Genomic DNA, 14,100 nt, shown 5'->3' with positions numbered 1-14,100 from the left:
GTGCACATTCCAGCCTGAACTCAGGGGTAAAAGTACGCTTAGTTCTCTTGTTCATTAAGTCACCTATTTTATGTTGAGGTGAGAATATCACCTTTAATCAGGTGGCCAAATTCACTGTGCCACTACAAAGTAATCAGCCCACCATTGCAGTATCAGCCTTCGTCTATCCAGAAACTCCGCTTTATGGATATAAGCCGCACGTACACCATTTCGCTCCTGATGGCTCATCTGGAGTTCAACAGCGTCCTTTGACCACAACCCGGATTCAATCATGGCGCTGCATGCCATGGTCCGGAAACCGTGGCCACAGATGTCGGTTCTGGTGTCGAATCCCATTTTACGCAGTGCTTTATTGATGGTGTTCTCACTCATTGGTTTATAAGGATTGTGGGCCCCGGTGAAAACCAGATCGAATTCACCGCTGATCTCGCGAATTTGCTCCAGTATTCCCCAAACGTCTGACTGAAGGGCTGGCGCACCTTGCATGATGTATTCCGATCGCTGTTGGCCTTGCCTGACAAGAAAGGAGAGCGCTTTCGCGCTCGTAGACGCATATGATCATCATGCCAGTGTTGCCGATGGCACTGAAACGCAAACTGTTTCCAGTCCGGCCCCCCTGAGTGCGATTGCGGTGGTGCATCATCCTGTCGTCGCATCCCGGATAGCCAACATGGCAATGTGGTTTGGGTTTGCCGTGACGATCACGGTCCCTTCGTGTATTAAAAACAGACAGTTAAGGTTCCTGTTTATGGATAGTTACCTCATCAGCCCTCCTTACGTATTTTTCGCACGTGCCCGTAGCTCCTGCATACCTGGCCCATACCAGTCACGCCTGTGCCCACACAACCAGCAGGAACAACTACATGGGGTTTTATAATGGAGGCCCAGATGTTTCGGGCTACCGTCACCATTTGCGTTGTCGTGCCGTCTTTTCCGTTTCATTCGACACATCTGATGGCGTCGTTCTGCACGGCTTCTTGCCATTGTTTTTTCCTCATATTGAGCGCGGTCGTCAACCGCACGGCTATGAGGAGATTTGTTTCTGGGGGCAGGACGTTCATTTTTAACTTACTCATTTTGTCATGTTGAGCGGTTTGCAGTGAATCTCGTCAGAATAACGGACACATACTGGTATGCCAGAAACCCAGTTGCATTCCCCGCGAGCGCGAAAATCTGAAATAGCGGCTTCAATCACACTCCTGTCTAATACATCCACTTCGACAATCATTCGCAAGCCAATTCCGGCAACGTATCCCGGTAAGATTTGGTAACCGCAGTAAACCGGGGGAGGATTATCACGTGCAATCGCCCGAGCCCGTTTATCGACAAAATTGCTGAAGGTTAATCCGTCCAACTGCGGGTATTTCAGTTCAGGCTTATGGTGCAATGTATAGCTGATGATTTTGCCATTGTCATCAATGTTTGGAGCCGTACTAAAATGCGCAGCCTGATACTGGTCCGCAGTATCCAGTCTCGACATGGCTTCATTAAACGCAGCCCCTTCCACTGCATCGGCAAAGGCCACATTCGCGGTGATAATCTCTGCATTCCAGAAAACAGCCGGATCACGGCCGAGAAACACTATATCGCTCCAGGTCCAGTTGCCACTGGCAACTGACTGGTCATGGTCACATTCGTCATAGAAGGCACCACCCCAGGTGTCACGTTTACGGTAGATAAGGGTTTTGATTTTGAGCGTGGCAGCCCGACGTTTTCGACGCGAAAGGGAGGTAAATGGCGTATGTTTGCGGTCCATGGTTATCTCTGCAAATTTTCGCCGGGATAAATCCGACCCGACAGAATACGCGAGGCAGAGTAAAAGTGGGAGATTTTTGTTGCACAAATTGTCCGTGATGTGGATGTTTTGGTTAAAAAAAAGAACACAATGCAAAGTGGACGCCCGGTCATGAAGACTGAGCGTCCAGGGATTACACAATTTTATTTTCCATGGCTTAGAGTATCGATATGGTCAGCGTACCACTGCATCATTTCACGGCGATTCTCAAGATATTGAGCGTGGTTGTATGTGCCGCGAATTGAGTTTTTATCCACATGAGCCAGTTGCATCTCGATCCAGGCTGTATTAAAACCCTGCTCATGCAAAATGGTACTCATCGTGTGTCGAAAGCCGTGGCCGGTAGCTTTACCATCGTAGCCGATACGTTTGATTACCATGTTGATACTGGCTTCACTCATCGGTTTGTTGATATTGCAGCGCCCTGGAAATACCAGTTGATACTGGCCGGTATAAGTGCGGAGCTCTTGCAGTATCGCCAGAACCTGGTTTGACAAAGGCACCAGATGCTTGCGGCGCTTTTTCATCCGGCTTTCGGGGATTGTCCACAATGCATTCCCCAGATCAAACTCTTGCCACTCTGCTGCACGCAGTTCAATAGTGCGCACGCCTGTGAGCAACAGCAGGCTGGTTGCCATGCGAGTAATGCAACTGCCATGGTAACCAGTCAGGCTGGCAAGGAACGCCGGTAATTCAGAAGCCTGAAGGTGAGGGAAGTGCTCAGTTTTTGGCGCGCTCAGCGTACCGGTGAGTTCCGCTGCCGGATTAATCGTTGCACGTCCTGTTGCGATAGCATAACGGAAGATCTGATTACAGTACTGCCTGACCTTACGGAGTTTTTCCAGCGAACCTCGCTTTTCAATCAACCGTAAAACTTCCAGCATCTCCAGAGGCAGGATCTCCGCGACAGGGCGTTTGCCCACATACGGGAAAATATCCTTCTCCAGAGCCTCCTGAACGCTCTCTGCGTAGCTTTCCGACCATGAGATACACTTATGCTTATGCCACTCCATGGCGAGCGCCCTGAAGGTATTTACGACGGATATTTTTTTGGCGAGTTTTTCGAGCTGCTTTTTCTCGCTCGGGTCGCCGCCCTCAGCAATCACCTTTCTGGCCTCATCGCGTTTTACACGCGCGTCAGCCAGAGAGATTTCAGGATAAACACCGATAGATAACTTTTTCTCTTTACCGGCGATACGGTATTTCATACGCCAGTAGCGTTTTCCGGTGGTGGTTACCAGAAGAAAAAGGCCGCGCTCATCGGAGAGTTTATAGTCCTTCTCTTTAGGCTTGGCGGTCTCGACCTGCCGGGCTGTCAGTGCCATATGGGGGCCTCAATTTTCATTGAACACAAAGAGCCCCCTGAAAAGCCCCTAGATGCAACTTGATTTAGAGAGAGTTGGGTTGAGGTCAGTGGAGTTCGAAATGTCAGAAAGTGATGTATGACAGTGATTATACTTGAGTTTTGTGGAGTTTGGGAGACGTGCATAGAAGTGAAAGTGGTGCCCGGACTCGGAATCGAACCAAGGACACGGGGATTTTCAATCCCCTGCTCTACCGACTGAGCTATCCGGGCAACGGGGCGCATTAAACCGTATTGGCCGGATGGCGTCAATCGCTTTCTGTCACAAAGCCGATCGGTTGCTCTATTTTCAGGCAGCTAGCCGGGCGGGATGGGGTACTGGGGGGAAATGCAACTAAATAAATATGCATATAAAACGTGTATTTATACCGTGATTTAGAGGGGTTTTTATTAAATTTTAATTATATAACAATGTATTATGGTTTAATCAACGGGGGTTCAATCAAGGTGACTCTTGCTTGAACTCCGCAACAAATCATGCAATCATTGCGCAAATTTTAGCACTCTCCGTTCCCTGACGGTGTTCCCGCTTCTTATAAGCCAGAGGGTTATTGGCATGACGGGTTTTGTTGCTCAAGCGCTGCTGCGCACCAGACATCTGACGCCGCCACCGTTCCGCCGTTGTTTCCTCCGCACGTCACCTGCCCGAATACGCTTGCCGGCCATGCGGTAAGGCCGCCTGATGCTCGCTGTTAGGCATGCGTAAAGCCAGCGCTGCGGCCCTGATTTTACTGATGCCTGTCGGACGCTGCCAAGACCAGTTCCCCCGATAGCCGCCTGATGATCGCCGATCATGAGCCGGTCACGCACGCCGCTTATGCTGCCGTGCCCGGGTATCGCTTTTACCGGGATAACCGCGTTATCTCATTACCGTGCCGGTGGCACACCCTCATCCTTCACCGTTTGAGAGTCAGCATGATGAAAGAATTGAAAATCGCGACCAGCGCCAGCCTGGTCGCCACCATTGAGACGCTGCGCCAGATCGTGCGCGTAGAGCAGACGGACTACACCGACGTGGCGGCGGTGGTGGTGTCGGTCGCCGACGTGGACGCCGGCATTCTGGTGCATTTGCAGGCGACGGGGTTCGACATTCCGACCTTCGTGGCGGTGGAAGGGGACGAGCATCTCTCGCCGGACTATCTGCCGTTTGTCAGTGGGGTTTTCGCGCTGTTGGCCGGCGCCAGCAAGCCGTTCTACATGGCGCAGCTGGAGGCCGCCGCCGACGCCTACGAGCAGGCGCTGCTGCCGCCGTTTTTCAAAACGCTGAAGACCTACGTCGAGATGGAAAATTCGACCTTTGCGTGCCCGGGGCATCAGGGCGGCGAGTTCTTTCGCAAGCACCCGGCCGGCCGGCAGTTCTTCGATTTCTACGGTGAAACCCTTTTCCGTTCCGATATGTGCAACGCCGACGTCAAGCTGGGCGATCTGCTGATCCACGAAGGATCGGCCAAGGATGCGCAAAAGCACGCCGCGCGGGTGTTCAACGCCGATAAAACCTACTTTGTGCTCAACGGCACGTCGGCGGCCAACAAGGTGGTGACCAACGCGCTGCTGACCCGGGGCGATCTGGTGCTGTTCGATCGCAACAACCACAAATCCAACCACCACGGGGCACTGATCCAGGCCGGCGCCACGCCGGTCTATCTGGAAACCGCCCGCAACCCGTTCGGTTTTATCGGCGGTATCGACGCGCACTGTTTCGACGAGCGCTACCTGCGCGAGCAGATCCGCGCAGTGGCGCCGGAGAAGGCTGCGGCGGCGCGGCCGTTCCGGCTGGCGATCATTCAGCTTGGCACCTACGATGGCACGATTTACAACGCTCGCCAGGTGATCGACACCATCGGCCACCTGTGCGACTACATCCTGTTCGACTCCGCCTGGGTGGGCTACGAAGGCTTTATCCCGATGCTGAAAGAGTGCTCGCCGCTGCTGCTGGAGCTGGACGAGCACGATCCGGGCATTTTCGTCACTCAGTCGGTGCATAAACAGCAGGCGGGGTTCTCGCAGACCTCGCAGATCCACAAGAAAGACGACCATATCAAAGGGCAAAAGCGCCACTGCAACCATAAACACCTGAACAATGCGTTCATGCTGCATGCGTCGACCAGCCCGTTCTATCCGCTGTTCGCCGCGCTGGACGTCAACGCCAAGATGCACGCCGGCCCCGCCGGGCGCCGCATGTGGATGGACTGCGTCAAGCTGGGCATCGAGACCCGTAAACAGCTGCTCAACCGCTGCTCGCAGCTGAAGCCGTTTATTCCGCAGCAGGTGGCGGGCAAAGACTGGCAGGATCACGATACTGACCTTATCGCCAACGACGCGCGCTTCTTCACCTTCGTGCCGGGAGAAACGTGGCACGGCTTCGAAGGCTATGCCCGGGATCAGTATTTGGTGGATCCGTGCAAGCTGCTGCTGACCACGCCGGGCATCGACGCCGCGACCGGCCAATACACCGAGTTCGGCGTGCCGGCCACCATTCTGGCCAACTTCCTGCGCGAGAATGGCATCGTGCCGGAGAAGTGCGACCTCAACTCGATCCTGTTCCTGCTGACCCCGGCGGAAAACCCGGCCAAGATGGAGCAACTGGTGGAGATGCTGGCGCAGTTCGAGCGCTATGTTGCAGAGGACGCGCCGCTGAGCGTGGTGCTGCCGACGGTGTACCGCAAGAACGAGCAGCGCTACCGCGGTTACAGCATTCGCCGGCTGTGCCAGGAGATGCACGATCTTTACGTCAGCTTCGACGTCAAGCAGCTGCAAAAGGAGATGTTCCGCCAGGATCATTTCCCGCCGGTGGTGATGAACCCGCAGGACGCCAACGTGGAGTTTATCCGCGACAACGTCGAGCTGGTGCCGATCGGCCAGGCGGAAGGGCGCATCGCCGCAGAAGGGGCCTTGCCGTACCCGCCGGGCGTGCTGTGCGTGGTGCCGGGCGAAGTGTGGGGCGGTGCGGTGCAGCGCTACTTCCTGGCGCTGGAGGAGGGCATCAACCGTCTGCCGGGCTTCTCGCCGGAGCTGCAGGGGGTCTACATCGAGAAAAAAGATCACGGCTGGAAGCGCATCTTCGGCTATATGATCAAGCCATAGAAAAAGGGCCGGTTTGCACCGGCCCTTCTCATTTATCCACGCGGAACGCGTTACTTTCTGCGGTAGCTCTTCTGCGCGGTATTCACTTTCACCAGATAGCGGCGCGACTCGGCGGCCGGGTGCTTGGTGGTCAGCGTCTGGTACACGTCGCCCGGCTGCATGCCGTTGATGATGCCCACCGCGCGCGTTCTGTCGCTGGAGAACACCCGCAGCACGCTGCCTGCGCCGCCGTTGTAGGCGGTGATCACCGCATAGCGGCGCGAGGTCGGATTCTGAATGCCGCCCAGGTAGTTGTTCTGCAGGATCGCCAGGTAGGCGGTGCCGGTGTCGATGTTGTTTTCCGGATCGAACAGGTAACTGCGGCTAGGTACACCCCACTTGCCGCGCATCTGGAACACGTCCTTGCCGGCGGTGTGCTGCATCACCTGCATCAGGCCCAGCGCGTCCGAACCGCTCACCGCATACGGGTTGAAGCTCGATTCGGTCTGCATGATGGCCAGGATCAGCGACTCTTCCACGCCGTATTTCTCCGACGCCTTGCGCACCATCGGCAGGTATTTATGCGCACGCTTGTCCAGGTGGTTCGGCACCAGCTGGATGGTGACCGAGTAGATCACGTGCAGGCCGGAGGTGCGTTTTTGCAGCTTGGTCTGCAGCAGGTAATCGGCGAAGTGCGCCGCGCGCCACTCCCAGCGGATCGGCGCGCCCTTGTTATCCAGCACCTGGCCGTACAGGAACGGCTCTTTACTGATCTGGATATCGTTGGCGTCGGAATAGAGATCGATGGAACCCGGATCGTCACCCATCAGCAGCGTGCTGATGATCGCCTGGCGCAGGTGCGCGGCCGGATCGGTGGTGGCGATAGTCTCGACGGTAATGGAACCGGCGTCGAAGTTGATGTGGCTGCGGGTTTGGTATCGGTCGGTGTATTTGACGTAGTCTTTCGGCCCGGCGATCAGAACTTCGTTCAGACCCCAGATGTTCTCGATGTTGTGGGCGAATTGGCCCATCAGAATGTCGAAACCGTTGGTATCTTTAATCCAGGCTTCGTTGATTTCTTCACTTTTTTTGCCGGAACAGGAGATCAGCAAAGGCGCTATTACGAGCAAAGCCAAAATTTTCTTCATCTTAAAGCCGTTTGGAAGAATGGGACGAGAATTGAAGCGGGCCAGCGCCTGGCCCCAACAGCGTTATTCGCTCGGCGGCGTATAGCCTTCGATGTGCACGTCGTGTCCTTCGAACAGGAACTTGATCATTTCCTCTTCCAGCAGCTTGCGGTCGTCCACGTTCATCATGTTCAGTTTTTTCTCGTTGATCAGCATGGTCTGCTTCTTCATCCACTCGCCCCAGGCTTCCTTGGAGATCTCGTTGTAGATGCGTTTGCCGACGTCACCGGGATAAAGCTGGAAATCCTGGCCTTCGGCGTCGCGCTGCAGGAAAGTACAAAAAATGGTGCGGCTCATGCTAATTCCTCATCGATGGCGCTATCGCCATATAAGTTTTGTTGGATCGGGGGCTGCTTCGCCAGCTGTTGCAACAGGCGATCCACCGGCGCTGCCAGCCCGACCGACGGCGGCTGCGCTAAGTTATACCAGAGACCCGCGCCCTCATCCATGCCGCTGCCCGCCGCGTCGAGCGACAGCCACATCGGCACGATATCGAGGTGGAAATGGCTGAACGTGTGGCGAAACGCGGTCAGCTGCTCCAGGCGCTTGCCTTTCAGACCGCGCTGCTGCAGCCAGAGTTCCAAATCCACGCGCGCGCTGAACTGCGGGAAGCAGAACAGGCCGCCCCACAGGCCCACCGCCGGGCGCTGTTCCAGCCACACGCGCTCGCCGTGCTGCAGCAATAAGAAGTAGGCGGTTTTTTCCGGCAGGGTCTGTTTGGGTTTCTTGCCGGGGTAGTTGGCCCAGCTGTGATTGGCGTAAGACAGGCAGCCGACGTTGAGCGGGCAGAGTTCGCACTTGGGTTTGGAGCGGGTGCAGACCATGGCGCCCAGGTCCATCATCGCCTGGTTGAACTGGCCGACGCCCTGGGCCGGGGTGACCTCTTCGCTGATTTTCCACAGCCGGTTTTCGACCTCTTTCTTGCCCGGCCAGCCTTCTACCGCATAGCAGCGGGCCAGCACGCGCTTCACGTTGCCGTCGAGGATTGGATAGTGTTGGCCCAGCGCCAACGACAGCACCGCGCCGGCGGTGGAGCGGCCGACGCCCGGTAAATCGGCGATTTCTGCGAAGGTTGTCGGGAACTCGCCGCCGTGCTGTGCGACAATGGTCTGCGCTGCCTTGTGCAGGTTGCGGGCGCGGGCGTAATAGCCGAGGCCGGTCCACAGGTGCAGCACTTCGTCCAGCGGGGCTTCCGCCAGCGCGCGCACGTTGGGAAAACGGGCCATAAAGCGCTGAAAATAAGGAATGACGGTGGCAACCTGAGTCTGTTGCAACATTACCTCGGAGAGCCATACTTGATAGGCGGTTTTTTCCAGCTGCCACGGCAGGGTCTTGCGGCCGTAGCGCTGGTACCAGTCAAGCACCACCTGTGCGAATTGTTGTGCTTGCATCATGAGCAGCGTCGTTATCCGGCAGAAAATGAAGCGAGATTGCAGCATAGAGTCATGATGCTGTAAACCGGAACTTTCCGACGCCGCACGGCGGGTACAGAAGATGAACACTTGCTAAACCAATGTATCTTTGCATAATGCGCGTTTCCCTAATTGGCAGCCAAACAGACAGAAAGCACTATGATTAATGACGTCATCTCCCCGGAATTTGATGAGAACGGCCGCGCGATGCGCCGTATCCGCAGTTTTGTCCGCCGCCAGGGGCGGCTGACCAAAGGCCAGCAGCACGCGCTGGAGAACTATTGGCCGGTGATGGGCGTGGAGTATCAGGCTGACGCTGTCGATCTCGCCGCGCTGTTCGGCCGCGCAGCGCCGACGGTGCTGGAGATCGGTTTTGGCATGGGCGCCTCGCTGGTGACCATGGCGGGCAACAACCCGCAGCAGAACTTTTTAGGGATTGAGGTGCACTCGCCGGGCGTGGGCGCCTGCCTGGCCGACGCCCACGAGGCGAAGCTGAGCAACCTGCGCGTGATGTGCCACGATGCGGTTGAAGTGCTGGAAAACATGATCCCGGACGGCTCGCTGGACATGGTGCAGCTGTTCTTCCCCGATCCGTGGCACAAGGCGCGCCACAATAAGCGCCGCATCGTGCAAACGCCGTTTGTCGAACTGGTGCTGCGCAAGCTGAAGACCGGCGGCGTTTTCCACATGGCCACCGATTGGCAACCTTATGCGGAACATATGTTAGAGGTTATGAACGGGGTCGCAGGTTACCGTAATCTTTCCAGCGATAATGATTACGTGCCGCGTCCGGATTCGCGCCCACTGACGAAATTTGAATTACGCGGCCAGCGCCTGGGACATGGCGTTTGGGACTTGATGTTTGAGAGGAAAGAATAATGGCTAACCGCAGTCGTCGTTTACGTAAAAAGTTGCACATTGAAGAATTTCAGGAGCTGGGTTTCTCCGTAGCCTGGCGCTTCGCCGAAGGTACGTCGGTAGAGGACATCGACAGCACGCTGGATACCTTCATCGATGAAGTGATCGAGCCGAACGGCCTGGCGTTTGACGGCAGTGGCTATCTGCAGTGGGAAGGTCTGATCTGCCTGCAGAAAATCGGTCATTGCACCGACGAGCAGCGCGAACTGGTGAAAAACTGGCTGGAAGCGCGCAAACTGGCCGACGTTAAGGTCAGCGATCTGTTCGATATCTGGTGGGATTGATCGCGCTTGCCCGATGAGCGCGGCTTCGCGCCGCGCCGTTTTATTGATCTAAGGTGCCTTAACGGCGCCTTTGTTTTGCCCGGAGTGTGACCGAGGTGGTAACAACATTGGATAACGCGTTGCTGGAGGAGATCCTGCAACAGGTGCGCCCGCTGATTGGCCAGGGGAAAGTGGCCGACTATATCCCGGCGTTGGCGGAAGTGCCCGCCGATCGGCTGGCGATTGCCGTCTGTACGGTGGACGGCGAACTGTTCCAGGCCGGCGACGCCGCGGAGCGCTTCTCCATTCAGTCGATCTCCAAAGTACTGAGCCTGACGCTGGCGCTGACGCGCTATCAGGAGCCTGAGATCTGGCGGCGCGTCGGCAAAGAGCCTTCCGGCCTGCCGTTCAACTCGCTGCTGCAGCTGGAGATGGAGCAGGGCAAGCCGCGTAATCCGTTTATCAACCCCGGCGCGCTGGTGGTGTGCGATATGCTGCAAACTCGGCTCAGCGCCCCCAAACAGCGCATGCTGGAGGTGGTGCGCCAGCTGGCCGGCGAAGACGACCTGGCCTATGACCTGCGGGTGGCGCGCTCCGAGTTCGAACACTCCGATCGCAATGCGGCCATCGCCTACCTGATGAAGTCGTTCGGCAACTTCGAGAACGATGTGATCACCGTGCTGCAAACCTATTTCCACTACTGCGCGCTGCGCATGAGCTGCGTGGAGCTGGCGCGCAGCTTCGTCTATCTGGCCAATCACGGCCGCGATCTCAACGGCGAGACGGTGATCAGCCCGCTGCAGGCCCGGCAGATCAATGCCCTGATGATGACCTGTGGCATGTACGACGGCGCCGGCGAATTCGCCTATCGGGTGGGGATGCCGGGCAAGTCCGGCGTGGGCGGCGGCATCGTGGCCATCGTGCCGGACGAGCTGGCGATCGTCGTCTGGTCGCCGGAGCTGGATGCTTCCGGCAACTCGCTGGCGGGAACTGCGGCGCTGGAACTGTTGTCTCAACGTATCGGTCGTTCGATTTTTTAATCCCAATCTGGATGGGAGTCAGGAGAAGCTATGTTGAAGAAAACCGGGTTAGCCTTACTGCTGCTGGCGGCGACCGCCGCGCAGGCCCACGCCGAGTACCAATGCAGCGTTAAACCCCAGGACGATGTGATCATCAGCCCGCAGAGCGTGCAGGTGAAAGGCGCCAGCGGCGACCTGCAAATTTCGCCCGATGGCGACGTGATCCGCAACGGCCAGGCGCTGAGCCTGAGCGACAGCCAGCGGCAGAAAGCCTTCAGTTACCAGAGCGCGCTGCGCAAGCAGCTGCCGTGGATCGACGACGGCGCGCAGAAGCACCTGGAGAAAGCCCGTTCGGCGCTGGATAAGGTGATCGTCAAAGAGCTGGGCAGCAACAGCAACGTGCGCAACCGGCTGACTACCCTGAATGGCCAGCTGAAACAGCAGATGAACCGCATCATCGAGCATCGCAGCGACGGCCTGACCTTCCACCACAAGGCGATCGACCAGGTGGAACAGGACGGGCGCAACATCGTGCAGCAGAGCATGGGCGGCGTGCTGCAGGACAGCCTGAACGAGATGGGCGTCAAACAGGCCGCCAACAGCGGCGGCAACCCGCTGCAGGCGATCATGGGCAACCTGGGCGGCTTGCAGAAGGCGATCCAGAACGAGTGGAACAACCAGGAGCAGGATTTCCAGAACTTCGGCCGCGACGTTTGCAACCGCGTCACCGCACTGGAAACCCAGCGCAAGGATCTGCTGAAGGCGTTGAAATGATTTAAGAACCTTCTCGGCAGTATGTTTTTTGACCTTTTGACGCTTATCTGACAGACTGGTCAAACTACGTACAGATTTAGGGGTGTTTACGGAGGACGCTATGAGCCATACACGTTACGAAACCGATGTTGTTGCCTGGGCAAATGAACAGGCCGCTCTTTTGCGCTCCGGAAAATTGTCTGAGATCGATATTGAAAAGATCGCCGAGGAGATTGAGGACGTGGGGAAGAGCGAGCAAAGGGAACTTGCTAGCCGGATGACGGTGCTGATTGCACATTTGCTTAAATGGAAATATCAGCCAGCCAGGCGCGGAACCAGCTGGGAGAGAACGATTAAAGCACAGCGCAAAGAGGTGCTTTACAGCTTGAAAGAGTCGCCCAGCCTAAAAGGTAAACTGAGCGATGCTGATTGGCTGGATGTCGTCTGGTCGAAGGCCGTTGCGCTCGCCACGGCCGAAACCGGGCTGGATGTATATCCGGAAAACGGCATCTGGGAAACACAGCAGATTCTGTCTCAGACGTTTTATCCGGATTAACACCAATAAAAAAGCGCTGATTATTCAGCGCTTTTTTTTACTCGTCGTCCGCCAGAAACAGTTCCAGCAGCGAGTTGAGGAACAGCTTGCCCTTCTCGGTGATCTGCCAGTGCTCCGCGGTTTCTTCCAGATACCCTTTGGCCAGCGCTTCGTCCAGTTGCGGGCGAATCACGCTTTCCGCCAGCCCGGTGTAGTTGACGAAGTCGGCGCGCGGCGCAGCTTCCAGCAGGCGGAAGCGGTTCATGAAGAACTCGAACGGCCGATCCGCCGCTGCCACCTCATGCTGCTTGTCCATGTAGTCGCCACGCATAAAGCCGCGCGGGTGCTTGGTCTTGGCGGTGCGCAGGATGCGCCCGTCGCTGAAGGTCACCTTGCCGTGCGCGCCGCAGCCGATCCCCAGGTAGTCGCCGAAGCGCCAGTAGTTGAGGTTGTGCTGGCATTGGTAGCCCGGCTTGGCGTAGGCCGAGGTTTCATACTGCTGATAGCCGGCGGCGCTCAGCAGCTGGTGGCCGCGTTCGAAGATGTCCCATAGTGCGTCGTCGTCCGGCAAAACCGGCGGGCGCGAGCTGAACAGGGTGTTCGGCTCGATGGTCAGCTGATACCACGACAGGTGCGGCGGATTGAGGGCGATCGCCTGGCGCAGATCGTCCAGCGCCTCTTCCAGCGACTGATCCGGCAGGCCGTGCATCAGATCGAGGTTGAAGCTGCGCAGGCCGAGGCCGGTCGCCAGCGTTGCCGCGCGCTTGGCCTCTTCCGGGCCGTGGATGCGCCCCAGGCGGGTCAGCTTCTCGGCGCTGAAGCTTTGCACCCCGATGGAGATGCGGTTGACGCCGGCGCGCTGGTAGCCGCTGAAGCGATCGGCCTCCACGGTACCGGGGTTGGCCTCCATGGTGATTTCGGCGTTGTCGGCGACGCGAATGCGCGCCCGCACGCCGTCCAGCAAGGCCTGCATCGCCTCGGCGCTCAGCAGGCTGGGGGTGCCGCCGCCGATGAAGATGGTGCTTATCTCCCGGCCGCCGGCCAGCGGCAGGTCGGCATCCAGATCCGCCAACAGATGATCGACGTACTCCTGATGCGGCACGTCACCCTTCAGCGCATGGGAGTTGAAGTCGCAGTACGGGCATTTCTGCACGCACCACGGGATGTGAATGTAGAGACTCAGCGGGGGCAGCTTAAGCATTGCGCATGGCTTCCAACATCAGCTTCAGCGCCTTGCCGCGGTGCGAAATCGCCCGCTTCTCGTCGCGGCTCAGCTCGGCGGCGGTGCGGCCCAGCTCCGGCACGTAGAAGACAGGATCGTAACCGAAACCGCCTTCGCCGGCGGCCTGCTCGGTGATCTCACCGGCCCAGCTGCCGTGGAACACCAGCGGCGTCGGATCTTCCGCATGGCGCAGATAGACCAGCACGCAGTGGAATTGCGCGCCGCGCCGGCCCGGCGCCACGTCTTTCAGCGCCGCCAGCAGCTTATCGAGGTTCTGCCGATCGTCGGCGTCTTCACCGGCATAGCGTGCGGAGTAGATGCCCGGCGCGCCGCCCAGCGCGTCCACCGCCAGGCCGGAGTCGTCGGCGATCGCCGGCAGGCCGGTAACCTGTGCCGCATGGCGCGCTTTCAGAATGGCGTTTTCGATAAACGTCAGCCCGGTCTCTTCGGCGGATTCCACGCCCAGATCGGTCTGCGCGACCACGTCCAGGCCGAAATCGGCCAACAGGTCGGCGAGTTCGCGCACTTTGCCCGGGTTACCGGTGGCAAGAACGACTTTTTGCATAATGA

The 14,100-nt window shown here is 57.6% G+C and carries 14 protein-coding genes, 1 tRNA gene and 1 pseudogene; 7 read left to right on the top strand and 9 right to left on the bottom strand.

What is annotated here, in order from left to right:
* Positions 1–111: 111 nt before the first annotated feature.
* Positions 112–447, bottom strand: a pseudogene (locus M6G53_RS22620) (tyrosine-type recombinase/integrase); the annotation flags it as partial.
* Positions 448–863: 416 nt separating this feature from the next.
* Between M6G53_RS22620 and M6G53_RS22615 the strand changes: the two are divergent.
* On the top strand, positions 864–1,067 hold the full coding sequence (locus M6G53_RS22615; protein ID WP_253334641.1) for a hypothetical protein: 204 nt from the start codon (positions 864–866) through the stop codon (positions 1,065–1,067).
* A 5-nt stretch (positions 1,068–1,072) separates the two neighbouring features.
* On the opposite strand, the gene M6G53_RS22610 is transcribed toward M6G53_RS22615, so the two are convergent.
* The 3 genes from M6G53_RS22610 to M6G53_RS22600 form a co-directional block, all read right to left on the bottom strand.
* Positions 1,073–1,756 (bottom strand): hypothetical protein, encoded by a 684-nt coding sequence (locus M6G53_RS22610; protein ID WP_253334640.1) that lies wholly within the window; start codon positions 1,754–1,756, stop codon positions 1,073–1,075.
* Between the two features lie 182 nt (positions 1,757–1,938).
* Positions 1,939–3,120, bottom strand: a complete 1,182-nt coding sequence (locus M6G53_RS22605) for a tyrosine-type recombinase/integrase (RefSeq protein WP_253334638.1) — start codon at positions 3,118–3,120, stop codon at positions 1,939–1,941.
* 175 nt (positions 3,121–3,295) lie between these two features.
* Positions 3,296–3,371 (bottom strand) — tRNA-Phe (locus tag M6G53_RS22600).
* Between the two features lie 705 nt (positions 3,372–4,076).
* Between M6G53_RS22600 and speF the strand changes: the two genes are divergently transcribed.
* Positions 4,077–6,242: an ornithine decarboxylase SpeF gene (gene speF, locus M6G53_RS22595; protein WP_253334644.1), complete on the top strand. Its 2,166-nt coding sequence runs from the start codon at positions 4,077–4,079 to the stop codon at positions 6,240–6,242.
* A gap of 50 nt (positions 6,243–6,292) precedes the next feature.
* Here speF and mltC read toward each other — a convergent pair whose 3' ends face one another.
* The 3 genes from mltC to mutY all read right to left on the bottom strand — a co-directional run bounded on the left by mltC (position 6,293) and on the right by mutY (position 8,802).
* Positions 6,293–7,369 carry a membrane-bound lytic murein transglycosylase MltC gene (mltC, locus tag M6G53_RS22590; protein WP_253334636.1) on the bottom strand — a complete coding sequence of 359 codons (1,077 nt, stop codon included), beginning with the start codon at positions 7,367–7,369 and terminating at the stop codon, positions 6,293–6,295.
* Between the two features lie 63 nt (positions 7,370–7,432).
* On the bottom strand, positions 7,433–7,705 hold the full coding sequence (locus tag M6G53_RS22585; protein WP_004937404.1) for an oxidative damage protection protein: 273 nt from the start codon (positions 7,703–7,705) through the stop codon (positions 7,433–7,435).
* Complete coding sequence (gene mutY, locus M6G53_RS22580) at positions 7,702–8,802, bottom strand: A/G-specific adenine glycosylase (protein WP_223182207.1); 1,101 nt, start codon at positions 8,800–8,802, stop codon at positions 7,702–7,704. Before mutY ends, M6G53_RS22585 begins: the two co-directional genes overlap by 4 nt.
* Before the next feature lie 177 nt (positions 8,803–8,979).
* Here mutY and trmB point away from each other — a divergent pair, with 177 nt between their 5' ends.
* The 5 genes from trmB (at position 8,980) to M6G53_RS22555 (ending at position 12,329) form a co-directional block, all read left to right on the top strand.
* Positions 8,980–9,699, top strand: coding sequence for a tRNA (guanosine(46)-N7)-methyltransferase TrmB (gene trmB / locus M6G53_RS22575; RefSeq protein WP_253334634.1), 720 nt, complete (start codon positions 8,980–8,982; stop codon positions 9,697–9,699).
* A complete protein-coding gene (locus M6G53_RS22570; protein WP_253334642.1) occupies positions 9,696–10,022 on the top strand; it encodes a YggL family protein in 327 nt (108 codons plus the stop codon). Before trmB ends, M6G53_RS22570 begins: the two co-directional genes overlap by 4 nt.
* Positions 10,023–10,117: 95 nt before the next feature.
* The gene (gene glsB, locus M6G53_RS22565) at positions 10,118–11,041 is read left to right on the top strand and encodes a glutaminase B (RefSeq protein ID WP_253334632.1); all 924 of its coding nucleotides are present in this window, start codon (positions 10,118–10,120) and stop codon (positions 11,039–11,041) included.
* 30 nt (positions 11,042–11,071) lie between these two features.
* Positions 11,072–11,794, top strand: a complete 723-nt coding sequence (locus tag M6G53_RS22560; RefSeq protein ID WP_141960262.1) for a YggN family protein — start codon at positions 11,072–11,074, stop codon at positions 11,792–11,794.
* Between the two features lie 100 nt (positions 11,795–11,894).
* Entirely contained in the window at positions 11,895–12,329 is a 435-nt protein-coding gene (locus M6G53_RS22555) for a DUF29 domain-containing protein (protein ID WP_016930094.1), read from the top strand.
* Between the two features lie 37 nt (positions 12,330–12,366).
* On the opposite strand, the gene hemW is transcribed toward M6G53_RS22555, so the two are convergent.
* On the bottom strand, positions 12,367–13,509 hold the full coding sequence (gene hemW, locus M6G53_RS22550) for a radical SAM family heme chaperone HemW (RefSeq protein WP_253334630.1): 1,143 nt from the start codon (positions 13,507–13,509) through the stop codon (positions 12,367–12,369).
* Entirely contained in the window at positions 13,502–14,095 is a 594-nt protein-coding gene (locus M6G53_RS22545) for an XTP/dITP diphosphatase (RefSeq protein ID WP_197767460.1), read from the bottom strand. Before M6G53_RS22545 ends, hemW begins: the two co-directional genes overlap by 8 nt.
* Positions 14,096–14,100: the final 5 nt, after the last annotated feature.

The sequence above is a fragment of the Serratia nevei genome (genome assembly GCF_024160145.1).
Lineage (GTDB): Bacteria > Pseudomonadota > Gammaproteobacteria > Enterobacterales > Enterobacteriaceae > Serratia > Serratia nevei_A.
The sequence above is the reverse complement of the archived record's forward strand: the minus strand, read 5'-3'. Positions and strand labels throughout refer to the sequence as shown.